Below are 23230 nucleotides of genomic sequence, written 5' to 3' on the forward strand. Positions count from 1 at the left end.
GACATATCGGGGGTAGGAATGAAGATTGTCGTATTCGGTGCCAGCGGTCCAACCGGTCTCAATGTCGTTCGCCAGGCAGTAGCCAGGGGGCAGCAGGTCACCGCCGCAGTGCGCCGCCCCGCCGATTTCCCCAGTGCGGATCCGCTGTTGCGAGTCGTGCGTACGGATGCGCGAGACGGTGACTCGGTCGCAGCGGCGACAGCCGGGCACGATGCCGTGATATCGGTCCTCGGGGGAAGTTACACCCTGAAGCCCGTATCGATTTTTACCGAAGGTGTCGGGAACATCATGCGGGCAATGGCGCTGCACAGCGTCCGACGCCTGGTCTGCGTCAGCTCGGTGTGTGTCGCCGGCACTGCGGCTCCAGGCGAATCCCTCCTTTTCCGAACGGTGCTCCTCCCCGCCATGCTCACCCTGGGTCGGACTGCGTATGCCGATATGGGACGCATGGAGGTAGCCGTCCGAAACAGTGGACTCGACTGGACCATCGTCCGCGCCTCCGGACTCTTCGACGGCGCCACCATCACCGACTACACCCTGGCACCCTCGAGCATTCCCGGCCGATACACCTCGCGGGTGGATCTCGCCGATGCGTTATTGGATGCGACCCTGGAGAACAAGTTCGTCGGCACATGCGTCGACGTGGTCACTACCGTGGGGACCCCGAGCCTCACCGACAGCTTCCGCCGCCGCTAGCGCTTATCGATGTGGCTATTTCACGGTCGCTCGCAACCGAACTGCCGCTCGCAACCGAACTGCAAAGTTGACTGTGCTCATCGAATCTCCCCGGTCGGGCTCATCGAAATGCCCCACCCGTGAGCGGTCCCGGTTATAGGGGCTGCCGGTCCCGGTCGTGGCGCGGCAGAGGTGTCGGCGGTGGCCTGATGGTCGCGCAGCCGGTCGGCAATGTCGGCACCGGATTCACCCGGGCGGCACTCGATGACCTGGCGGCGAGACTCGAACCGCTGCAACGGAATACTCCCGCCCGCGGCCGCCGACGTACCCGGTGCCGTCTGGGTCGAGCCGCAGCTGGTAGGTGAGGTGTCGTTCACCACGTGGACCGCCGACGGCCGGGTTACGACAGCCGCCCTGGCGCGGGCTGCGACCGGACAAGAGTCCGGAGGACGTCGTGCGGGAATCGGTGCGCCGGGCGGTGCCGGCGCGGCGGCGCGGGGTCAGACGCGGCGCATCACCGAGACCACCTTGCCCAGGACGACGGCACGGTCGCCGTCGATGACGTCGTAGGCGGGGTTGCGGGGCTCGAGGTAGACGTGGCCGCCCCGGCGGCGGAACACCTTGACCGTGGCCTCCTCGTCGATCATGGCGGCCACGATGTCGCCGGTGTGCGCCTCGGGCTGGCGGCGCACCACCACGATGTCGCCGTCGCAGATGGCGGCGTCGATCATCGAGTCGCCGCGCACGCGCAGGCCGAAAACCGTTCCGCGGCCGACGAGTTGGCGCGACAGGGTGAGCACGTCGTCGGCGTGCTCCTCGGCCGTGATCGGGGTGCCGGCGGCGATGTCGCCGACCACCGGCACCGGCACCGAGTCCTCGTCGCGTTCGCGCGGCGCCGCGGACTCCAGGAACAACCGCACGTCGATCGGGCGCGACAGCGAATCGGCGCGCCGCAGGAATCCCTTGTCCTCCAGCGCCTTCAGATGCTGCGACACCGACGACGAGGACCGCAGCCCCACCGCGGCCCCGAGTTCCCGGGTGCTGGGCGGGTACCCGTGCCGGATCACCCAGTCGCGGATCGTGGCGAGGATCCGCTGCTGGCGCGGCGGCAGGGTGGAGGTGTCGAGGTGGTCGAACGCATCGTCGTATCCGGTCACCGGGGAATCGTACGGGGCACGGCAGCACATGCCACCGAAGACACGGCAGCACATGCCACCGAAGACACGGCAGCACGCCACGGCAGGCACGGCCGCCCGTGCCCGGCGAAACGCGCCGCCCGCGCCGCTAATTCACGCAGGGGATGTCGGAGCCGATATTCGTGGTGACCGGATTGCCGGCGTTGCCGCCGTCCACCGGTGCCGCGGTGGTGGACGACGTGGCGCTGCCGGACGAGGTCGACGTCGAACCCTCGCTGCCGGTCTCGCTCGTCCCGGACGCGGTCGTGCCGGTGGTCAGCGCGTCGGGCAGGCTGAAGTCGCTGCCGACCACGATCCTCACATGTCCGGACTGGATGTTCTTGGACGGCGCCGTCGGCAGCCCGCCGAGCAGGTCGGCGGCCTGGGTGGCGTCGGTCTCGGCGCCGGTGCCGTAGTAGACGACCGAACTGGAACCGTCACCGTAGCGGGCGTTGCCCACCTCGCCGGCGGTGAACCCCTTCTCGGACAGGGCCTTCGACACCTTCGCCGCCATTCCCGCCGGCCCCTCGGAGTTGACCACGTCCACGGTGCTGGTGGGGGTCTGCGCGGGCGCGGCCGGTGTCGGCGGCGCCTGCATGCCGAACGCGGCGCGCACCGTCTTCTTGATGGCCACCGGGTCCACGACGTTGACGTCCTGGCCGTCGACGTTCTGGAACGCCTTCACCGGCAGCGTCTGGAATTCGATCGGAATCGTCCCGGCCTTGCCCATGGTCTGGGCGAAGTCCAGCAGGTTCCAGCCGTCCGACAGCACGATGTCCTGCTGTGCGGCATTGATCAGCTGCTGCAGCTTGCCCACGTTGGTGAGGGTGCCGGAATCCTTGAGCTGCTTGGCGACCGAGGTCAGGAACGCCTGCTGGCGATGGGTCCGGTCGAGGTCGCCGTTCTCCAGTTCGTGGCGCTGGCGCACGAACGACAGCGCGTTGGCCGCGTCCAGATGCTGCCGACCGGCCGGGAACACCGCACCCGAGTAGTACTCGTCGTCGACCGGATGGTTGAGGCATACGTCGACGCCGCCCAGGATCTCGGCGAGATGGTAGAAGCCGATGAGCGAGATCTCGGCGAACCGGTTGATCGGCACCCCGGTGAGCTGCTTGACCGTCTGCACGATGGATTCGCGCCCGGCCTCGCGGCCCTTGTGCTCGATCTCGACCTTGTCCTTGACGCCCTGATTCTCCAGTTTCTGCTCCGCGTAGACCTTCTTGAGCCCGTACGCCTCCTTGATCTTGGCGTGGTCGTAGCCGGGGATGCCGCTGACCGCGACGTAGTCGTCGCGCGGGATGGAGAAGGCGGTGATCTTCTTCAGATCCTTCGGAATGTGCACCAGGATCAGCGAATTCGCGTTGTAGCCGCCCTCGCTGCCGTCGCCGGCGTGCAGCTGGTCGAGGACGTTCTTGGGCAGGTCGTTGCCGTTCTGGTCCTTGCGGGTGTCCAGGCCGATCAGCAGGATGTTCAGGTCGCCGTCCAGGGCGGCGGCGTCCTCGGCGCTGATCACGCCGGAGCGGGTGAAGCCCCGGTCGACGCTGCGCTCGGTGTAGTAGGCGAATCCGGTGCCCGACAACACGACCACGGCGGTGGCGGCCGCCAGCACCCGCACGCCGATCCGCGCGGCACGGCCGGCCCGACCGGGTCGCTGCCGGGCGCCCCGGGAACCCCGGCCGCCTCGCTTGCCCGCGGGCTCGTACCGGTCCGTGGGGCTCTCGGAGATGTCGACCGGCATCGCCCGGGCGCGACGGTGCGTACCCGTCCCGGCCCGGGAATGCCGACCTGCCTCCGCGTCGGCACGAGGGCGCCGGCCCGGCTCCGGGTCGGCCGCGCGGGCATGCCGACTCCCGCCGGTCTCCGGTGCGGGCCGATCCCCGCCGCGGCGGCCGCCCTCGGCCGGTTCGCGCCGGGCACGACGACCACCGGGCGGCGGGTCCGGTACGACCGGGATCGGGTCGGTTCGATCGTTCATGTCGACGTACAGTCTCACATCACGGTGCTGTGGATACGCTGAGAATGCGCTTTGCCGTACTGTGACATCCTGCACGCCGACCGCCGGAAATGCACATTTGCGGGCACCTACCCGTTCGGCGCGTCGCCCAATCCCGCCAGCGCGCACAGGTTGTCGAGCTGCCGGTCGAACACCTCGGCCCGGTCGGTGAAGGTGTCGGCGCCGTACATGTCGAACACCTCGGCGCTCACCGCGCCGATCAGCCCGCTCCACACCGACAGTCCCCGCACCAGCGCCCAATCCGGCAGTGCCAGATCGAATTCCGCGCCGATCCGGGCCAGATCGGCTGCCAGCGCCGGGGATACCGGCGGCAGCGGATCGGGTTCGCCGAGAAGCCCTGCGCGGTAGGCGTTCCCGAGAATCCTCAGCAGCGCGCCGATGACCCGGGTGCCGGGCGCGACGGTGCGCTCGGCGGGCGCGTGGTAGCCGGGCACCGGGGTGCCGAACAGCAGACCGTAGCGGGCCGGCTCGGCCAGCGCCCAGTCCCGCATCGCGACGCCCAGCGCCCGGAGGCGGCGCGCCGGCGCCTCCGAATCCGCCGAGTCCGGCGCCAGCGCGGCGTCGACCGCATCGGCCAGTTCGGTGTAGCCGTCGATGACGAGCAGCGTCAGCAACTCGTCGCGGCTGCGGACGTAGCGGTATACCGCCGAGGAGACGACGCCGAGATCGCGGGCCACCGCCCGCAGCGACAGCGCCGCCGCACCGTGCACGGCCAGGTGATCGCGGCCGATGCGCACGATGTCTTCCATGGTGCGGGCGCGAGCGCGGGCCCGGGGCGTGGTGGCGGACATGGTTTCACCATGCCATATCGAGAGCACTGATTCCAGAGGAGATCGGCGCTCGCCAAACTATGAGGTACCGCTCGACACAGTTACTCTACTCGGTAGTAACCTTGCCGGCGTCACCGGCGACAGCAGCGAGGAGTGGCATATGACCCAGCCCGATACCGACTTCGACGTGCTCATCGTGGGCTCCGGATTCGGCGGCAGCGTTACCGCGCTGCGGCTGGTGGAGAAGGGCTACCGGGTCGGGGTGCTCGAGGCCGGGCGGCGGTTCACCGACGACCGGCTCCCCGCGACCAGTTGGGATCTGCGCAATTTCGTCTGGGCGCCGCGGCTGGGCTGCTACGGCATCCAGCGCATCCATCTGCTGCGCGACGTGCTGATCCTCGGCGGCGCGGGCGTGGGCGGCGGCTCGCTCAACTACGCCAACACGCTGTACGTGCCGCCGGAGCCGTTCTTCCGGGACGCGCAGTGGCGCGAGATCACCGACTGGCGCGCGGAACTGACGCCCTACTACGAGCAGGCCACGAAGATGCTGGGCGTGGTACGCAATCCGCACCTGACACCGGCCGACGAGGTCTTCCGGGAGGTCGCCGAGGATATGGGCGTGGCCGGCACGTTCGTGCAGACGCCGGTGGGGGTGTATTTCGGCGAGCCCGGAAAGACCGTGCCGGACCCGTATTTCGGCGGTGTCGGCCCGGACCGCACCGGCTGCCTCGAATGCGGCGAATGCATGACCGGCTGCCGCCACGGCGCCAAGAACACCCTCGTGAAGAACTATCTGTATCTGGCCGAACAGGCCGGGGCACAGGTGATTCCGCTGACCACCGCGACGGCGCTGCGGCCGCTGCCCGATGGGTCGTGGCAGGTCGACACCGAACGCACCGGCGCCTGGATCCGCAAGTCGCCCCGGTCGTTCACCGCCGGGCAGGTGGTGCTCGCCGCCGGCACCCGCGGCACCCAGCAGCTGCTGTTCGCGATGCGCGACAAGGGAATTCTGCCGGAGCTGTCGCCGCGACTGGGCGAGCTGACGCGCACCAACTCCGAATCCATCGTCGGCGCGGCCACCCGCCGGATGGATCCGGACCGCGATTTCACCCGCGGCGTGGCCATCACCTCCTCCATCCATCCCACCGCCGACACCCATATCGAGCCGGTGCGCTACGGCAAAGGCTCCAATGCGATGGGCCTGCTGCAAACCCTGATGGTCGACGGCGGCGGCCGGGTCCCGCGCTGGCTGCGGTTCCTGTTCGAGGCGCTGCGCCATCCGCGCACGCTGCTGTCGATGCTGAGCGTGCGGAACTGGAGCGAACGCACCGTCATCTCGCTGGTCATGCAGCACCTGGACAACTCGATCACCACCTACACCCGGCGCGGCCCGTTCGGGCGGCGGCTCACCTCGAAACAGGGCCACGGCCAGCCGAACCCGACGTGGATCCCGGCCGGCAACGAGGTGACCCGCCGAGTGGCCGACAAGATCGGCGGCATCGCCGGCGGCACCTGGGGCGAGGTGTTCAACATCCCCCTGACCGCCCACTTCCTCGGCGGCGCGGTCATCGGCGCCGATCGCGAGCACGGCGTGATCGACGCCTACCATCGCGTCTTCGGGTATCCGACACTGAGCGTCGTCGACGGCGCCGCGGTCTCGGCCAATCTCGGCGTCAACCCGTCGCTCACCATCACCGCCCAGGCCGAGCGCGCGGCCGCGCTGTGGCCGAACAAGGGGGAGGCCGATCCGCGCCCGCCGCAGCATCGGCCCTACGAGCGCATCTCCCCCGTCACCCCGCGCGGTCCGGTCGTCCCGGCCGACGCACCGGCCGCCTTGGTCCTGCCGATCGTCGAAATCCGGCCCGGCAGCCTGAAACCACACAGCTGAACCACACAGCCTGGATCACACAGCCCGAACCGCGCGGCTCGAATCGCGAGCGCCGCACGGGCGGCGACGGCAGCGGGTGCGCACTTGCATCGCGTGCACGTACGCACCGCGCGCTTATCCGCGGTGGCCGCGGCCCTACAGGTACGGCGATACCTGCTGGACCGCCTCCACCGGATGCCCGGCCTGGATGGGAGCGCCGATCGCGGCGACCCGCCAGTTCCCGCTGCTGTCGCGGTACACCTTGGCCACCACCATGCCGGTGTGCGGGCCGCCGCCGTGCAGGTTGCCGCGCGCCAGTTCGGCATTCGTGCTGCCGTCCACCATCCGCCAGTAGCCGTTGCGGATGCGTTCGAAGGTGTGCCCGGCGTACGAGCTGACCACGAACAGCAGCGTGCTGACCTGCTGTGGTAGCCGGCCCAGGTCGACGGTGATCACCTCGTCGTCGCCCTTGCCCTCGCCGGTCAGGTTGTCGCCGGAATGGCGCACCGCCCCGTTGCGGGACGAAAGATGGTCGTAGAAGGCGACATCCACGAGGTTCTGGCCGACGTACAGCAGCGCCGAGGCGTCCAGGTCGATCTCCAGCTCGCGCATCCCGCGCGGGCCGTGCACCTTCATCGGGTCCCAGCCGACGGCCATCTTCACCAGCGACAGGTCACCGCCCTTGCGGACGTCCGTCAGCGCCACTTCCTGCCCGGGATCCAGCACCGCCGCCCCGACGTAGGCCGCCTCCGACTCGGCGCTGCCGATCGTCACCCCGTGCGCGGTCACCAGTGCGGCGAAACCGGCCGGATAGCCGTGCCCGAGCACCCGCACCTGCCAGTCGGCGCCGACCCGGTCCAGGTCGAAGGCGATCACCGCGGGATCCTGGCCCAGATCGTCGATCACGTACTCGTACACCAGGTTTCCGGTGGCGTCCTCGATGCGGACCGTGGGCGGCGGATAGTCGCCGAAATGGGACTGCTCGTCCTCGAGCGCTACCGCGATCCGCACGTGCGCGATCTCGGGCGGCAGATGTGCCAGCCCGACCGACAACACCGGCGAACCGGGCACCAGGCGCAGGCCCGGACCGGTGGGCTGGTTGTAGAAGACCAGATCGTTCTCCCCGCGCACCCGGCCCGAGGAGTCCAGCAGCAGCGCCGCGATATCGACCGGCGCACTGTGCTGCACCGACACCGTGATGTCGTCGACGGCCAGGCGGTCGACTTGCCCCTTGGTCAGCTGTGCGGCCACGCATCCCACTTTACGTGGCCGCGCCCGCGCTGTCGGCCAACACGGGCGCGGCCGCGTGCCGCATCCGGCTCCGCGGCAACGAATTCCCCGCCCTCGCGCCGACCGGGTACCGTGACGGGCGCGAGACAGGCACGACGGGAGGAGTTTCTCGGTGCGGCGACGGGAGGAGTTCTCGGTGCGGCACGGCGTCGGGCGGATCGGCGGGGTGGCGTTGCTGGCGACGGCGCTGGCGGCGACCGCGTGCGGCGGGGGCGACGACTCCGAGCCGGTGGCGGCCGGCCCGGTCCCCGCCACCGCGACGGCGTCCTCCACTACCGCGTCCTCGACCGCGGTCGCGAGCCCGACGGCCGCGGGCACCTCCGCCGACTATCCGGTCGCGCCGGCGCCCACGGTCGACGAGTTCGCCGGCAGCCCGCTGATCGAGCGCACCGAGTGGACCGACGATCCCGACGGGCGCCGCCTGCACGTCTATCCCAGTCCGGCCGGGCGCGCCGACAACTTCCCGCCCGCCCTGGACCGCGCCTGGGGCGAGGTGCTCACCCTGGCCCCCGACTCCGACACTCCGGGAATGTACGACCAGTTCAAGTGTCACTGGGAGTGGGCGCGCCTGGTCGCCCCGAACAAGCCGGCCTGGAACCTGGAACCGTGGCGGCCCGCCCTCGGCTATCAGGGCACCGTCAACGCCCTCTGCAACCCCGGCGGACCGGATCCGGCCGGCAACTGAGAGCCGCCCGGCTCCGCGGACCACCGTGTTCTGCGGACCACCGTTCAGAAGCCGCCGAGATCCGCCGACAGCCAGTGCTCCGGCCGCATGGTCACCACGACCTGCTCGCCGAGGCTCTCGGCGAACTCCAGATACCCGGCCACCTTGTCCGGGGGCAGGTAGCGCCGCACCATCGCCTCGTGCACCTCGTCGGTGGCCGGGGCGACACCGGTGACCGGCCCCTCCGCCGTCACGTACCGTACGGTCGGCTCCAGTCGCTCGACCATCAGGCTGAACCGCCCGGCGGCGTTGATCAGCTCCATCTTCTTCGAGCCGGGACCGGTCAGCAACCAGAGCTCGCCGGCGGTGTAGTCGTACCAGATCGGCACGGTCAGCGGCCCGCGACCGGCTGCCGCGGCAACCGCCAGGGCCCCGATGTGCGGCTCGGACAGGAACTCGTCACGTTCGCTCGGAGTCAGCGCCATGATCATCACGGTACCGCCCGATCGGGGCCCGGCACAGCCTCGTCCGGCGGCACCGCGTCGGCGTGTCGAATGACGTTCGCGAAACTCCGCGAAACTCGTTGTCCGCGAGAACGTTCGAACACCTCACGAAAAGTGCGTATCGTGGATCGAGTCGGAGCGTTACGACCCGAAGGAGCGTCGCGTTGCGGTCACCTGCGCCATGGTCTGCCCCCGCCGGGCCACCGGCGGCCCGGGACCGGTCACCGGCGCCCCGCCGCGCGGATGTTCGCCCGCTGTTCCCCGCCCTCGCCGAGACCTCCGAGGTCTACCTCGACAGCGCCTCGACCACCCAGAAACCGCGCCCGGTGATCGAGGCCGTGCACCGCTACCACAGCACCCGCACCGCCAACGCCGGCCGGGGCACCTATCCGTGGGCGACCGCCCTGACCCGCGACCTGGAGGGGGTGCGCGAGCACACCGCGCGATTCCTCGGCGCCGCACCCGACGAGGTGGTGTTCACCGCCGGTGCCACCGCCGGCCTCAACGCGGTCGCGCTCGCCTGGGGTCTGGCCGCGCTCGGCGACGGCGACGAAATCCTCTACAGCCCACGCGATCACGCCTCGAACGTCTATCCGTGGTGGCAGCTGCGCACCACGCTCGCCCGCTTCGGCCGGCACATCCGGCTGGTGCCCTACCGGGTGACGGCACTGGGCGAGGCCGACGTCGACGACATCGCCGCCAAGCTCACCCCGCGCACCCGGCTGATCACCGTCGCCCACCTGCACCACGTCTTCGGCGCGCTGAGCACCCTCGAGGAGTTGCGCGGCCGGATCGATCCGGGCGTGCTGCTGTGCTTCGACTGCAGCCAGAGCGGCGGGCACCTGCCGGTGCGGGTCACCGAGCTGGGCGCCGATTTCGCGGTGCTGTCGGCGCACAAGATGTTCGGGGCGCCCGGCACCGGCGTGCTCTACTGCCGCCGCCGCGTCCACGACCAGCTGACCGCGTTCCTGCCCGGCGGCAATTCCGGTGTGGCACCGGCGGAATCGGGCCTCGCGCCCCGGGCGATGCCCGCCCGGCTGGAGGGCGGTACACCCGATATCGCGGGCATTCTCGCCCTGGGCGCGGCACTGGATTTCCTCGACGAGGCCGGCCTCGATACGGTCGCCGCGCACAACCGGGCGCTGACCGAGCGGCTCGTCTCGGGCCTGCGCCCGCTGCCGGGACTGGAGTTCCTGCCCGGCCCCGCGCACGCGCCGTGCGACAACGGGTACGGCATCGTCTCCTTCACGCTCGACGGCATCGGATCCACCGATCTCGGATTCGTGCTCGCCGAGTTCGGTTTCCTGGTCCGCACCGGCGCACACTGCGTGCCGCCGCGCGGCGGGCCGGCCGGCCAGGCCGCCGCCGATGATGATTCGGTACGGGTGAGCACCCACCTGTACAACACCGCCGACGAGATCGACCGGTTCGTGCGGTGTGTCGCCACGATAGCCACGGAGGTCCGATGACTACCGACCAGGCGCAACCCCGCTACGACCGGCGCGCGGCCTCCCGCGTCCTGGCCGGACTGGCCCGGCCGGGACTGTTCGCCGCGATACCGGCGCCGGGCGACACCCACATCGAATACACCTGCACGCCACTGCGTTTCGAACCCGGCAGCCATCTCACCCTGTCTCAGCGGCTGTATCTGGAGCGGTTCATGCCACCGTGCCGCCCCGACCAGGTGACCAGCGCGACCCACCGCGTCGCCTGGACCGACTCCGACGGCATCCCCAACACCGGCCACATCCGCGACGGCGGGCTCGGCCCGATCGTGCCGATCGCCGTGCGCGAGACCGCGCTGCGCCTGTGGGGTGCGCTCGCCGCCGATACCGCACTGGCCCAGCGCATCTCGGCGCTTCGACCCGACGAGAGCGCGCTGCTCGCGGGCACCACCACCGACCACGAACCGGTCGACATCTTCCGTGTCGGTATCGAGGCGTGTGGCCGCGCGCTGGCCCAGCACGCCCTGCTGGCCCGCTCGACGCCCTACCGTACGCCCGTCGAATTCGCGTGCGGCATGCGCGATTCCGGCATATTCGGGGCGGTCGCCACGCGCTGGTTCTGGGAGTTGCAGGCCTCCACCTACCGGCGCGGCATGATCCCGGTGTCGTTCGCCGCACAGTCCGACGGCAGCGTCCGCTACACCGCCGAGACCGTGGCGACCCTGCGGGCGATGAAGGACGCCACCATCGCCGACGCGCACACCGTCATGCGGCGCGCCACCACCACCGAGGGACTGTCGGCGCCGGCGGCCATCGAGAAGTATCACGACGAGCTCGACCTGATCTCCCGCCAGTACGCGCTGCTGCCGCCGGGCACCCGCCCGGCCTGCCTGGCCGCCATGCCGCATCGCCTCGACGACGACCACTACAGCCTGCTGCCGGTGGTGGTGGAGCATTTCGTGGACCTGTTCCGCGACACCCTCACCCGGCTCACCGTCGCGCGGATACCCGCCGAATCCGAGCCCGGCACCGGCGACGATCTCGCCGCCGCGGACCAGATCTTCTACGTGCCCGACATGAACTGCAAGCACTGCGTGCGCACCATCACCGGGGTGCTGGAGTCGATGCGGATCCGCGTGCACGACATCGACCTGATCAGCAAGCGGGTGGTGGCCGAGTTCCGCAGCCCGCGCAACCGGCATCGCGCGTTCGAGGCGCTGCGCGACGGCGGCTACAACCCGGCGCTCACCCGGGCGGCCGTGGCGGCCACCGCCTCCGGCGGCACGGACACCGCGGTATGACCTCCGCGGCGCCCACGCTGCCGGCCGCAACGCATCCGCTGGTACGCGCCTTCCTCGACACACCCGGCGCCGCCGAGGAGGCGGTGGCGCGCTTCGGCTCCCCCGCCCACCTGGTGTTCCCGCAGGTGTACACGGACAATCTGGACCGGCTGCGGTCGGTGCTGGAGGCCCGGCTGTCGCGGTACCGGATCTGCTACGCGCACAAGGTGAACCGGTCCCGCGCGCTGCTGCGCACCGCCGAGTCGGCCGGCATCTCCGTCGACGTCGCGTCTCCGCGCGAACTCGCCGCGGCCGCCGACGCCGGATTCGGCCCGGCGCGCATCGAGGTCACCGGCCCCAAGGGCGAGGCGATGCTGCGCGCACTCGTCGGCGCGGCGGTCACGATCAACGTCGACAATCCGTGGGAGCTGGACCGCATCGCCGAGCTGGCCGGTGAGCACACGCCCGTGCCGGTGCTGCTGCGGGTGTCGGGGTTCGAGGCGAGCGCGGTGAGCCGGTTCGGGATCCCGCTCACCGAGATCGAGCAGGCGCTGTCGGTGGCCTCGGCCCGGCGCGACCGGATCACGCTGCGCGGCTTCGCCTTCCACCTCGATTCCGGCGAGCAGGCCGAGCGGGTCCGGGCGGTGCAGGCCTGCCTGGAGCTGATCGAACGCGCCTACGGCCACGGCCTGGCGCCGACCGTGCTCGATATCGGCGGCGGGCTGCGCCAGGTGTTCACCGCCGACGCCGACCGGTTCGACGGCTATGTCGCCGCGCTGCGGGAGGCGCTGCTGGGCCGCGGCGAGCCGATGACCTGGGGCGGCAACACCTTCGGCTTCCATCTCGACGACACCGGTGTGCGCGGCACCCCCGTATTCCACAAATACGCCAACACCGTGCCCGCCGCCCGGATGCTCGACGAGCTGCTGTGCGCGCCGCTGGAGGCGCACGGCGGCCGCACCGTCGCCCAGGTCGCCGACGAGAATCTGCTCGAGCTGTGGCTGGAACCGGGCAAGGCGCTCGTCGACCATGCCGGAATCACCTGCGCCCGAGTCGAATTCGTGAAACGAGCCGCCGACGGCAGCGTGCTGGTCAACCTCGATCTCAGCCGCGACACCGTCACCCCGGCCGACCAGGAGGTGATGGTGGATCCGATCGTGTTGCCCGCCACCGGATCCGCCGAGCCCGCCACCGCGACCGGATCGGTCGGTGTGTTCTTCGCCGGACGACTGTGCCTGGAACGCGATCTGATCACCAATCACAAGGTCTGGCTCGACGCGCTGCCGCGGCCGGGTGACCTCGTGGTGTTCCCCAACACCGCCGCCTACCACTCCGACCTGTCGGCGGCCGCCGCATCCCTGCACCCGCTGCCGCCGAAACTGGCGGTCACACACCGCGACGGAATCTTCCACGTCTGCCGCGACGCCGACTACGACCCCACCCCGCCCCCCGAACACGCGCCGAGCACGCCACCCCGCGCGCTCTCGCACACCCCGGCCCGGCCCACGCACGGGATGCCGTGATGCGCTACGACCACATCACCGACCTGATCGGCAACACCCCGCTGCTGCGGCTTGATCCGGCCGTGCACGGCCTGGCCGGTGTGCAGCTGTACGCGAAACTGGAGTCCTGCAACCCGTTCGGCTCGGTGAAGGACCGCGTCGCGTGGGGCATGATCCGCGACGAACTCGGCGAGATCACCGCGCACGGCCGCACCCTGATCGAGGCCTCCAGCGGCAACACCGCCAAGGCGCTGCGCATCCTGGGCGCCCTGCACGGGGTCGGGCTGCGCGCGGTCACCAACCGGATCAAGGTCACCGAGGTGCGCGACCTGCTGCAGCTGTTCGGCACCGAGATCGAGGAACTGCCCGGGCTGTCGGAATGCCCGGACCCCACCACCCCCAACGACGTCTACTCGGTCATCGAGTCGACCATGGCGAAAAGCCCCGGCGCCTACCATCATCCGTCGCAGTACACCAACGACAAGAACGTCGAGGCGCACTACCACGGCACCGGCCGCGAGATCCACGAGGACCTCGCCCGCGACGGCGTGCACCGGATCGACTATCTCGCAGGCGGTCTCGGCACCACCGGCTCCACCCGCGGCGCGGCCTCGTATCTGCGCAAACACCATCCGGACCTGCGCGCGCTGGCGGTGGTGTCGGAGCGCTCGGACTTCATCCCCGGCATCCGCTCGGAAACCGAGATGTGGGAGGTGGGCCTGTTCCGGCCCGACTTCTACGACCACATCCTCACCGTCGACTCCGGCCGCGCCGTCGACGCCACCCTCGAACTGGCCACCGGCTACGGCATCCTGGCCGGGCCGACCAGCGGCGCCACCTACGCGGCGACACTGGATCACCTACGCTCCCTGGACGATTCGGCCCGCACCCGCGGCGATCCGCTCGTGGCCGTGTTCGTCGTATGCGACCGGCTCGAACCGTACCTGTCCTACATCAAGAAACGCCGCCCGGACCTGTTCGGCCGCACCGGTTCCCGCGCCGAACCACCGGCCGCGGCGGAACTCGACGCGGTCCCGGCGCTGTCCCCGCGGGCGCTGGCCGACCTGGACGCCACCGCCCGCCCGACCATCGTCGACACCCGCGGCGCGATGGCCTACCGGATCGGGCACGTGCCCGGCGCGCTGAACATCCGCGACGACCAACTCGACGACATGTTCGCCCAGGGCGTCCCGTTCTCCCGCTCGCGCCCACTGGTTTTCGTCTGCCCGGTGGGCGAGGTGTCCCGGCGTTTCGCGGCACTGGCCCGGCGCGGCGGCTACGACGCGGCCAGCCTGGACGGCGGCATCGTCGCCTGGCGCGACGCCGGCATGCCGATGGAGACCGCACCGCGCCCGCACTGACCCCGGCTCACACCAATATCCTGCTCACCCGCCACCCCACTGCCATTCCGGCATGCCACCACTTCGTCATTCCGGCATGCTTCGGCCGGAATCCCGATCGGCAAGCGTGGATCCCGGCCAAAAACACGCCGGGACGACGGGAAGAACATCCGATGCCGGGTGACAGCCAGCGGACACCACCTACCACGTCGGTGCCACCTGCCCAGCGCTCCGGTGTGGACAGCCGACAGCCGTGCGTATACATGGGTGGACCCTTACCCGACTCTGTCGTAAGCCGCGCTCAGCGCTGGTCGAGCGCCTGGATCAGCAGGTCCTTGATTTCGGCGACGTTCTCCTCGATGGAGCGGACCCGGGCGTTGGTCTCGCCCATCTTGCCGGCCAGCCGTTCCTCGGCGCCGTCGACGCGGGCGGCCAGGCGCTGCTCCACGCCGTCGATCTGGGAGTCGAGCACCGCGAGGCGTTCGCGGGTCTGCTGGCCCAGGACGTTGACCATCGACAGCACGGCCTTGTAATCCGCGCGGTCGGCCTCCAGCGCGGCGACGCGGGCCTCGAGTTCGGCGAGAGTGGCGGACATTCAGCGATCTTAGACCGGCGGTGCACGTGCGCGCACCCCGTCGAATCACCCGGTGGCGAAACCGATTGCGCTGGTCGCGGCACCTCCTGGCACGATGATCAGGTGCATATCGCAGTCGGATTGGTGATTCTGGTCGCCGTCGCGGTGGCGCTGGCCGCGCTCGCCCGGCGGCTCGGCATGGCCGAACCGCTGCTGCTCACCGTCGCCGGGGTGATCGCCTCGTACCTGCCGTTCGTCCCGCAGATCGACATCGAGCCGGAGCTGGTGCTGCTCGGACTGCTGCCGCCGCTGCTGTATACGGCGGCCATCAACACGTCGCTGATCGAGTTCCGGCCGAAGAAGCTGCCGATCGCGCTGCTGTCGGTGGGCCTGGTGCTGTTCTCCACTTTCGCTGTGGCCGTGGTGGTCTGGTGGCTGCTGGCGGTCCCGTTCGCCACCGCGGTGGCGATCGGGGCCGTCGTGGCGCCACCGGACGCGGTGGCCGCGATCGCCGTGGCCCGCCGGGTCGGGATGCCGCGGCCCATCGTCACGCTGCTGGAGGGCGAGTCGCTGTTCAACGACGCCACCGCGCTGGTGGCGTTGCGCACCGCGATCGCCGCGATGGCCGGCAGCTTCAGCATCTGGCAGGCCGGCGGCGACTTCTTCTACGCCGCCGGCGGTGGCGCGCTGATCGGCGCGGTCGCCGCGGGCGTGCTGGCGGTGCTGCGCCGCCGCATCGGCGACCCGGTGCTCGACACCAGCGTGTCGCTGCTGGCGCCGTTCGCCGCGTACCTGCCCGCGGAGGCCGCGCACGCCTCCGGGGTGACGGCGGTGGTGGTCTGCGGCCTGATCCTCGGCCAGGGCGCACCGGTGTGGCAGTCGGCCGCGTCCCGCATCGCCGAGCGCACCAACTGGCGCACCATCCAATTCCTGCTGGAGAACGCCGTTTTCCTGCTGATCGGCCTGCAGGTGCGGCACATCGTCGAGGACGCCTGGAACAGCGGCCTCGACCACGGCACCCTGCTGCTCGCCTGCGCCGCCGTGCTGGCGACGGTGGTCGTGGCGCGCCCGGTGTGGGTGTTCCCCTCGATCTACCTGCCGTGGTTCATCCGGTCCCGCCGCGCCCGGTGGATGGCCCGCCGGAACCCGGACGCGCCGCCCGGCCGGCCGAAACCGGCGTGGACCGGGCCCGCCGTGGTGTCGTGGTCGGGCATGCGCGGCGTGGTGACGCTGGCCGCCGCCCTGCTGCTACCCGACGACACCCCCGAACGCGCGACACTCGAACTGCTGGCGCTCGTGGTCGTCGGCGGAACGCTACTGCTGCAAGGCGTTTCGCTGCCCCTGCTGGTCCGGCTGCTGCGGCTGCGCGGACCCAGCCGCGCCGAGGACGCCCTGCAGGAGGCGAACCTGCTGCAGCAGGCCACCGCCGCCGGGCTCGCGGCGCTGGCGGCCGAGACCGCGCCGGAGACACCCCCGGACGTCGTCGAGGCGCTGCGCGACCGGGTGTCGCGGCGCGCGTTCGCCGCCTGGGAACAGCTCGGCCGCGCCGAATCGGTGCGGGTCACTCCCAGCGGCGAGTACCGGCGGCTGCGGCTGGCGATGCTGCGCGCCGAACGCGAGACCGTGCTGCGGGTGCGCGACGCGGGCACCGTCGACCACGAGGTCCTCGCGCACGTGCTGGCGACGCTGGATATGGAGGAGTCGACCATCGACCGCGTCGCCGAGGTCGACGAGGAGCCGACCGGACCGCTGCGCGGCCGCGGTTCCGGGGACTGCGAGCATCTGCGCGCCGCGCCGCACATCGCCGTCACCGATCCGCCGGAGGCCTGCGCCGAATGCCTGGCCGAGGGCCTCACCTGGGTGCACCTGCGGATGTGCCTGGACTGCGGCCACGTCGCCTGCTGCGACTCCTCCCCCGGCACGCACGCCACCCGGCACTTCCACGCCACCGGCCACCCGGTGGTCCGCAGCGTCGAGCCCGGCGAGAAGTGGCGCTGGTGCTACGTCGACGAGTTGCTCGGCTGACGGCCACTACTGTTGGGCCCGTGCACTCTGGTCAGGACTCCGCCGATCCCGAACCCCGCATCTGGGGCGGGACGACGCTCACCGAACGCCGCGAGACGCGCCGCGCCGCACTGCTCGAGGCCGCGCTGGACCTGATCGGCGAGGCCGGCGCCGGTGCGGTCACGATGCGCGCGGTCTGCCGCCGGGCCAACCTCACCGACCGCTACTTCTACGAGAGCTTCACCGGCCGCGACGATCTGCTCGACGTCCTCTACCGCCTGGTGGCCGACGAGTTCCGGGAGCCGATGACGGCCTTCGCCGCGCTCGACTCCCCCACCCGCGACCGGGAGCTGGCCCAGGTCCTGGTCGACAAGGTGCTCGAGGATCCGCGCAAGTCCCGGCTGTTCCTGGTGGAGCCGTACTCGAGCACCGGCCTGGGCCAGACCACGATCGCGGTGATGCCGACATTCACCCGGCTGATCCAGGACCACCTGTTCAACCACGTCACCGACCCGGTGGCCCGCCGCATGGCCGCGCTCACCATGGCCTCCGGCAACGCGGGCATGTTCTCGGCCTGGCTGAACGGCTCGCTGAAGGTCACCCCCGAGCAGGTCGTCGACCACCTCGTCGAGGTGATCACCATCTATCGCTCGATGTACCGCGGCTGATCACGGCGGTCGCGCGGTCCCGGCGCCGCACCCCGGCACAGTGCTATTCACGAAGTCGCCGTTCACGAAGGCCGCGGTTGCGCCGACCGGCCGGTGGGCAGCCGGGCCTCGAGACCGTCGAGCACGCACAGCAGGCCGAAGTCGTAGGCGACCGCCCGCGCGGCGGCCGGATCGGTCGGCATCGCCCGCTTGTAGTCGGCGAGCAGTTCCGGATAGCCGGCCGCCAGATCCTCCATGACCGCCATCGCGCCCTCGTAATCCCAGTCCCCGCCCCCGGCCCGCATCAGGCTCAGCTCAGGAAGGACCTGGCCGAGCACGTAACCCATCACGGTGCTGGAGGCCAGATAGATGTCCAGCCCGGCGAATCCGGCCTGCACGAACGCGCGCCGCAGGCGGTCGCTGCGCTCGAACGCCTGCGGGCCGACCATCGGCATCCGGCCCACGAGCCCGCCCACCCACGGATGCTCGAGCATGCCGGCCCGCAGGCTGTAGGCGAAGGTCGTGAGCACCGTGCGCCACGACTCCCCTTCCGGTTCGGGGACCTCGACCAGGCCCCAGAACTCGTCGAGCGCCAGCTCCAGAAGCTCTTCCTTGTTCGCGACGTACCAGTAGATGCTCGTCGCCCCGGCGTTCAGCTTCACGCCGAGCTTGCGCATGCTCAGCGCCTCCAGCCCCTCCGCGTCGAGCAACTCGACCGCGGCCGCCACGATCTGCTCACGCCCCAGCCCCGTGCTCCGGGGCCGGCGCGGCGGGCGGGTCCACACCGACGAGAACTCTTTGGCCACAGCGTCACCTTAATTCACTAGCACAGTGTTCGAGTTCATCGTACGCTGTGCGAGTGGAATCGAACGTTGTACGAGAATCGTCCGCTGAGGTCGCCCGCGATCCGCGTCGCTGGTGGATCCTGGGGGTCCTGTGCCTGTCGCTACTGGTGCTGATGATCGACGGCACCGTGCTCAATCTCGCCATTCCGTCGCTGATCCGGGAGCTCGGCGCGAGCCCGTCGGACGTCCAGTGGATCCTCGACGCCTACGTGCTGGTGTTCGCGGGCCTGCTGCTGACCGCCGGCGCGCTGTCCGACCGGTTCGGGCGGCGGCGGATGCTGATCACCGGCCTCGCCCTGTTCGGCGCGGCCTCGCTGGTGGCGGTGCTGTCCACCGAACCGTGGCAGGTGATCGCCTCGCGCGCCGCGATGGGCGTGGGCGCCGCGGTGCTGATGCCGTCCACCCTGTCCATCCTGATGACCACCTTCGCCGAGGACGAGCGGCGCAAGGCCATGGCGGGCTGGTCGACGGTGTCGATGGTCGGCATCGTGCTCGGCCCGACGCTGGGCGGCCTTCTGCTGCAACACTTCTGGTGGGGTTCGGTGTTCCTGATCAACATTCCCGTCGCGATCATCGCGATCGTGGCCACCGTGGCGCTGATGCCGGAGACCTACGGGCAGCAGCGGCCGGTCGACCTGGTCGGTGTGGCGCTGTCGATCGTGGCGCTCACCGCGACGGTGTACGTGATCATCGAGCGGGAGTGGAACATCCCGGTCATCGCGCTGGCGATCGCGGCTGCGGCCGGATTCGCCTACTGGGAGCATCGCTCGCCGAATCCCATGCTGCCGCTGGGGGTCTTCCGCAACCGCGACTTCACCGGCACCTGCCTGACGCTGCTGCTGATGGTGTTCGGGATGGGCGCGGTGTTGCTCATGCTCACCCAGTACCTGCAGTTCGTCCTCGGCTACGGCCCGATGGCGGCCGGGCTGGCGCTGCTGCCCTACGCGGTGGCCGCGGCGGTGTGCAACGGGCTGGGCGCCACCCTCGGTAAGAAGCTGAGCAACAAGACGCTCATCGTCTCCGGACTGCTGGTGATGGCCGCGGCCTTCGCCGTACTGGCCAACGCCGGCGGCTATCCGTGGGTGCTGGCCTCGATGCTGATCATGGGCATCGGCGGCGGCCTGGCCGGACCGGCCGCCTACGCCGCCATCATGGGCGCCATCCCGCTCGAGCACGCCGGCGTGGGCTCGGCGATGAACGACACCCTGCAACAGGTCGGCCAGGCCATCAGCATCGCGGTCCTGGGCAGCGTGCTGGCCGGCCAGTTCACCGCGCACATGCCCGCCGACCTCCCGCCCGCCGCCCACGACAACATCGGCACCGCCCTCCAACTCGGCTTCGCCGACGCCGCCGGCACGGCCTACACCACCGCCATGTCCGTCGGCTCCTGGATCAGCGCCACCTTCGCCACAGCCGCCGCCCTCCTCGGCCTGGTCCTACTACGCACCCGCAAACCCGACCAGCCCCAGCAGGCCGAGGCCCCGTCGGCCGCATAACCCGAAAACGCTCCCGCCCAAGATTTCTCCCCGGGCGGGAGCGTTCTCGTCTATACCGATACTCAGTGCCCCATCATCGCCGCCGGGGCGCCGACGGCCGGATCCGGATCCTTCGGTTTGCCTCGGGACAGGAATGCCGCCGGGATCAGGGTCAGGACGACCAGGACCACCGCGACGATGTAGGTGTGGGCGAAAGCGGTTGCGGCCTGGGTGAAACCCTCGTCCAGGACGTCCGGGGGGACCTTCTCGGCGATCGACGGGTCCAGGTTCGAACCCATCGCGATCTGCGCGGACTGCTTGTCGTTCAACAGGTTCGTGAGCACCACCGACATCGTCGCGGTACCGATCGACGCCGCGGTCTGGTTCACGATGTTCATCAGCGTCGTGCCACGCGCCACCTGCTGGTGGGTCAGCGTCCGGATGGCCGCGGTCATGGTCGGCATCATCGTGCAGCCCATGCCCAGACCTGTCACGAACAGCGCCCCGCCGATCAGCCAGTACGAGGTCCCGGCGCCCAGCTGGGTGAAGAAGGCCAAGCCGACGGCGATGACCGCGACGCCGGTCATCACGATCTTGCCCGGACCGATCTTGTCGACCAGGCGCCCGGCGATCGGCATCGTCAGCATCGCGCCCAGACCCTGTGGCGCCAGCAGCAATCCGGCATCCAGCGCCGTCTCGCCGCGCACCTGCTGCAGATAGCTCGGCAGCAGCAGACCCGACCCGAAGAACGCCACGGCGAACAGCAGCATCGTCAGCACCGCGAAGGTCAGGTCCCGGTTGCGGAACAGGTGCAGGTCGATCAGCGGATGCTCGGTCCGCACCGCGTGCAGCACGAACAACACCAGCAGCACCAACCCGATCGCGGCCGGGATCAGCACCTTCCCCGCCATCACCGTGTGTTCCTCGGGAATCGAGGACACACCGAACAGGAACAACGCCAGACCCGGCGAGGCCAGCAGCATGCCGAGGAAGTCGAACGACTCCGACGGCTCGGGCCGGTCGGACGGAAGCACCAGCACCGCCAGAATCAGCCCGACCACGCCGATCGGGATGTTGATCAGGAAGATCCACTCCCAGTGGAAGCCGATCAACCAGCCGCCCACGATCGGGCCGAGGATCGGGCCCAGCAGCATGGGAACGCCGAGGATCGCCATCACCCGCCCCACCCGCTGCGGGCCGGCCGCATGGGTCATGATCGTCATCCCCAGCGGCATCAGCATGCCGCCGCCGAGACCCTGGATCACCCGGAACGCGATGAGCGACGGCATGTCCCACGCCGTCGCACACAGCACCGAGCCGAGCACGAACAACACCAGCGCCGTGATGTACAGGCGCTTGGTGCCGAACCGGTCGGCGGCCCAGCCGGTCAGCGGGATGACCGTGGCCAGGGCCAGCGTGTACCCGGTCATCGCCCAGGCCGCGACGGCATAGGTGACGCCGAACTCGGTCTGGAACTTCGGGATGGCGACGGTGACGACGGTGATGTCGAGGATCGACATGATCGCGCCGAGCACGACGACGCCGGCCACCTTGAACACCGCGCCGTCGAGCTTGTCCGACGCCGGCGCGGGAATATCCGGAGGAGTGGTCACCGCTTCAGCCTGCCAGGTGCATTTTCAAATGACCAGAACCTTTTCCGGTGCCGGCCGCGATCGCCTCGACTCCGCCCCGACGTTGCGCAACCATTGCCGTAGAGTGCCGCTCACCTCGTTGTCCGCCCTGATTCACCGTTGTCCGGCAAGGAGTTCCCCGCGATGACCGACCCGGTGCACGGTTCTACCGGTACGCTCACATCGCCGATCCGGGGCGCAGGCATGCTCGGGGAGGTCCTGGTCGCGATCCGAGGGGGAACCGAAATCTACATCGCGCGAGCCGCCGAACCACTCGCCGCCGGCACCACGGTGCTCGTCGTGCAGGTCAATCCCGGCCGGATCGTCGATGTCGTGCCGTGGATACCGCTGGACGCCGCACCGGGTGGGGACACAACGCAATAGCAAGGGAGACAACAGTGCTGGGGTACCACGTACCCGATCCCGACGAGGCGATGCTCGTCAGTGGCGGACGCGCCAAGGACAATGCGCCGTTCCGGGTCATCATCGGCCGCGGCACCTGGGCCGTGCCGTTCTTTCGCAAGGTCAGCTATCTGTCGCTGGCCATGTACGAGGCCGAGATCAAGGAACGCTGCGTCACCAAACAGGCGATCCAGCTCGACGTGCGGGCGGTGATCGCCTTCAAGATCGCCAACGACACCGCCTCCATCGTCAATGCGGCGCAGCGATTCCTGTCCGAACAGGAACGCGAGATGTCGGTGCTCACCGGCCGCATCTTCTCCGGACATCTGCGCTCGATCGTCGGCTCGATGACGGTCGAGGAGATCATCCGCGAACGCCAGAAACTCGCCGACGAGGTCCTCGTGGCCTCCAAGGTCGAAATGAGCAATATCGGCCTCTGGGTCGATTCCTTCCAAATTCAATCAATCGACGACGGCGATCTCGGCTACATCTCCGCGCTCTCGGCGCCACACAATGCCGCGGTCCAGCGCGACGCCCAGATCGCCCAGGCCCAGGCATCCCAGCTGGCCGCCGAGGCCGAACAACAATCCCAGCGCAAACAGGCCGAATACGCCCGCGAAACCGCACTCCTGCGCGCCGGCTACCAGCGCGATATCGACAAGGCCAACGCGGAGGCCGCCCAATCCGGTCCGCTCGCCGAGGCCGTCGCCCTGCAGGAGGTGCTCACCGCCCGGGCAGAACAGGCCCGCAAGGAAGCCGCACTGCGCGAGGAACAATTGCAGGCCGAGGTCGTCAAACCCGCACGGGCCGAGGCCGAACGCGTGCGCATCCTCGCCGAGGCCGAGGCCGACAGCACCCGCATCCAGGCCGAGGCCGCCGCCTCCAACAACCGCATCGCCCTCGACCAACTACTCATCGAGCAGCTCCCCGAAATCGTCAAACAGGCAGCTCAGGGGCTCAACAACGCGAACCTGACCGTCCTGAACGGCCCCGAGGGAATGGGCGAAATGGTCAACGGCATGGTGGGCCAGGGACTTACGGTGTTCAATTCCCTGCAGAGAGCTCTTTCCTCCGACAAGGAACAGCAGGACGGTTAGAGTGGCCGCACAGGGACCGCTACGAGGAGC

At 70.0% G+C, this 23230-nt stretch carries 20 protein-coding genes; 12 read left to right on the top strand and 8 right to left on the bottom strand.

Annotation, left to right across the window (positions count from 1 at the left end):
- The first annotated feature begins 18 nt into the window (after positions 1 to 18).
- Entirely contained in the window at positions 19 to 696 is a 678-nt protein-coding gene (locus D892_RS0132170; protein WP_024805193.1) for an NAD(P)-dependent oxidoreductase, read from the top strand.
- Positions 697 to 1175: 479 nt separating this feature from the next.
- Here the strand turns inward: D892_RS0132170 and lexA are convergent, their stop codons facing one another.
- The 3 genes from lexA to D892_RS0132190 all read right to left on the bottom strand — a co-directional run bounded on the left by lexA (position 1176) and on the right by D892_RS0132190 (position 4655).
- Positions 1176 to 1832, bottom strand: coding sequence for a transcriptional repressor LexA (lexA, locus tag D892_RS0132175; RefSeq protein ID WP_024805194.1), 657 nt, complete (start codon positions 1830 to 1832; stop codon positions 1176 to 1178).
- A 127-nt stretch (positions 1833 to 1959) separates the two neighbouring features.
- Positions 1960 to 3588 (bottom strand): LCP family protein, encoded by a 1629-nt coding sequence (locus tag D892_RS0132180; RefSeq protein ID WP_024805195.1) that lies wholly within the window; start codon positions 3586 to 3588, stop codon positions 1960 to 1962.
- 344 nt (positions 3589 to 3932) lie between these two features.
- Complete coding sequence (locus D892_RS0132190) at positions 3933 to 4655, bottom strand: TetR/AcrR family transcriptional regulator (RefSeq protein ID WP_024805197.1); 723 nt, start codon at positions 4653 to 4655, stop codon at positions 3933 to 3935.
- Between the two features lie 139 nt (positions 4656 to 4794).
- On the opposite strand from D892_RS0132190, the gene D892_RS0132195 reads away from it, so the two are divergent.
- On the top strand, positions 4795 to 6522 hold the full coding sequence (locus tag D892_RS0132195; RefSeq protein ID WP_024805198.1) for a GMC oxidoreductase: 1728 nt from the start codon (positions 4795 to 4797) through the stop codon (positions 6520 to 6522).
- A gap of 135 nt (positions 6523 to 6657) precedes the next feature.
- Here D892_RS0132195 and D892_RS0132200 read toward each other — a convergent pair whose 3' ends face one another.
- Positions 6658 to 7752, bottom strand: a complete 1095-nt coding sequence (locus tag D892_RS0132200) for a TerD family protein (protein WP_024805199.1) — start codon at positions 7750 to 7752, stop codon at positions 6658 to 6660.
- Between the two features lie 151 nt (positions 7753 to 7903).
- Between D892_RS0132200 and D892_RS0132205 the strand changes: the two genes are divergently transcribed.
- On the top strand, positions 7904 to 8476 hold the full coding sequence (locus tag D892_RS0132205; RefSeq protein WP_024805200.1) for a DUF2599 domain-containing protein: 573 nt from the start codon (positions 7904 to 7906) through the stop codon (positions 8474 to 8476).
- 44 nt (positions 8477 to 8520) lie between these two features.
- Here the strand turns inward: D892_RS0132205 and D892_RS0132210 are convergent, their stop codons facing one another.
- Positions 8521 to 8940 (bottom strand): pyridoxamine 5'-phosphate oxidase family protein, encoded by a 420-nt coding sequence (locus D892_RS0132210; protein WP_024805201.1) that lies wholly within the window; start codon positions 8938 to 8940, stop codon positions 8521 to 8523.
- A 182-nt stretch (positions 8941 to 9122) separates the two neighbouring features.
- Between D892_RS0132210 and D892_RS0132215 the strand changes: the two genes are divergently transcribed.
- Genes D892_RS0132215 through D892_RS0132230 form a run of 4 tightly spaced genes read left to right on the top strand, consistent with a single transcriptional unit; the run spans position 9123 to position 14546 of the window.
- On the top strand, positions 9123 to 10427 hold the full coding sequence (locus D892_RS0132215) for an aminotransferase class V-fold PLP-dependent enzyme (protein ID WP_024805202.1): 1305 nt from the start codon (positions 9123 to 9125) through the stop codon (positions 10425 to 10427).
- Positions 10424 to 11704 carry a heavy-metal-associated domain-containing protein gene (locus D892_RS0132220; RefSeq protein WP_024805203.1) on the top strand — a complete coding sequence of 427 codons (1281 nt, stop codon included), beginning with the start codon at positions 10424 to 10426 and terminating at the stop codon, positions 11702 to 11704. Before D892_RS0132215 ends, D892_RS0132220 begins: the two co-directional genes overlap by 4 nt.
- Positions 11701 to 13206 (top strand): alanine racemase, encoded by a 1506-nt coding sequence (locus D892_RS0132225; RefSeq protein ID WP_024805204.1) that lies wholly within the window; start codon positions 11701 to 11703, stop codon positions 13204 to 13206. The genes D892_RS0132220 and D892_RS0132225 overlap by 4 nt, the downstream gene beginning before the upstream one ends.
- Positions 13206 to 14546 (top strand): pyridoxal-phosphate dependent enzyme, encoded by a 1341-nt coding sequence (locus D892_RS0132230; RefSeq protein ID WP_024805205.1) that lies wholly within the window; start codon positions 13206 to 13208, stop codon positions 14544 to 14546. Before D892_RS0132225 ends, D892_RS0132230 begins: the two co-directional genes overlap by 1 nt.
- A gap of 280 nt (positions 14547 to 14826) precedes the next feature.
- On the opposite strand, the gene D892_RS0132235 is transcribed toward D892_RS0132230, so the two are convergent.
- Positions 14827 to 15120 (bottom strand): hypothetical protein, encoded by a 294-nt coding sequence (locus D892_RS0132235; protein WP_024805206.1) that lies wholly within the window; start codon positions 15118 to 15120, stop codon positions 14827 to 14829.
- 102 nt (positions 15121 to 15222) lie between these two features.
- Between D892_RS0132235 and D892_RS0132240 the strand changes: the two genes are divergently transcribed.
- Together D892_RS0132240 and D892_RS0132245 are read left to right on the top strand one after the other, a co-directional pair.
- Positions 15223 to 17124 carry a Na+/H+ antiporter gene (locus tag D892_RS0132240; RefSeq protein ID WP_024805207.1) on the top strand — a complete coding sequence of 634 codons (1902 nt, stop codon included), beginning with the start codon at positions 15223 to 15225 and terminating at the stop codon, positions 17122 to 17124.
- Positions 17125 to 17144: 20 nt separating this feature from the next.
- Positions 17145 to 17771: a TetR/AcrR family transcriptional regulator gene (locus D892_RS0132245; protein WP_024805208.1), complete on the top strand. Its 627-nt coding sequence runs from the start codon at positions 17145 to 17147 to the stop codon at positions 17769 to 17771.
- A gap of 62 nt (positions 17772 to 17833) precedes the next feature.
- On the opposite strand, the gene D892_RS0132250 is transcribed toward D892_RS0132245, so the two are convergent.
- Positions 17834 to 18556, bottom strand: a complete 723-nt coding sequence (locus D892_RS0132250; protein ID WP_024805209.1) for a TetR/AcrR family transcriptional regulator — start codon at positions 18554 to 18556, stop codon at positions 17834 to 17836.
- Positions 18557 to 18609: 53 nt separating this feature from the next.
- Here D892_RS0132250 and D892_RS0132255 point away from each other — a divergent pair, with 53 nt between their 5' ends.
- Positions 18610 to 20091: an MFS transporter gene (locus tag D892_RS0132255; protein WP_024805210.1), complete on the top strand. Its 1482-nt coding sequence runs from the start codon at positions 18610 to 18612 to the stop codon at positions 20089 to 20091.
- A gap of 62 nt (positions 20092 to 20153) precedes the next feature.
- Here D892_RS0132255 and D892_RS0132260 read toward each other — a convergent pair whose 3' ends face one another.
- Positions 20154 to 21683: a DHA2 family efflux MFS transporter permease subunit gene (locus D892_RS0132260; RefSeq protein ID WP_024805211.1), complete on the bottom strand. Its 1530-nt coding sequence runs from the start codon at positions 21681 to 21683 to the stop codon at positions 20154 to 20156.
- A 162-nt stretch (positions 21684 to 21845) separates the two neighbouring features.
- Here D892_RS0132260 and D892_RS0132265 point away from each other — a divergent pair, with 162 nt between their 5' ends.
- Both D892_RS0132265 and D892_RS0132270 read left to right on the top strand, forming a co-directional pair.
- Complete coding sequence (locus D892_RS0132265) at positions 21846 to 22085, top strand: hypothetical protein (RefSeq protein ID WP_024805212.1); 240 nt, start codon at positions 21846 to 21848, stop codon at positions 22083 to 22085.
- Positions 22086 to 22099: 14 nt separating this feature from the next.
- Positions 22100 to 23200 (top strand): flotillin family protein, encoded by a 1101-nt coding sequence (locus D892_RS0132270; RefSeq protein WP_024805213.1) that lies wholly within the window; start codon positions 22100 to 22102, stop codon positions 23198 to 23200.
- The last annotated feature ends 30 nt before the right edge of the window (positions 23201 to 23230 follow it).

The organism is Nocardia sp. BMG51109 (genome assembly GCF_000526215.1).
Lineage (GTDB): Bacteria > Actinomycetota > Actinomycetes > Mycobacteriales > Mycobacteriaceae > Nocardia.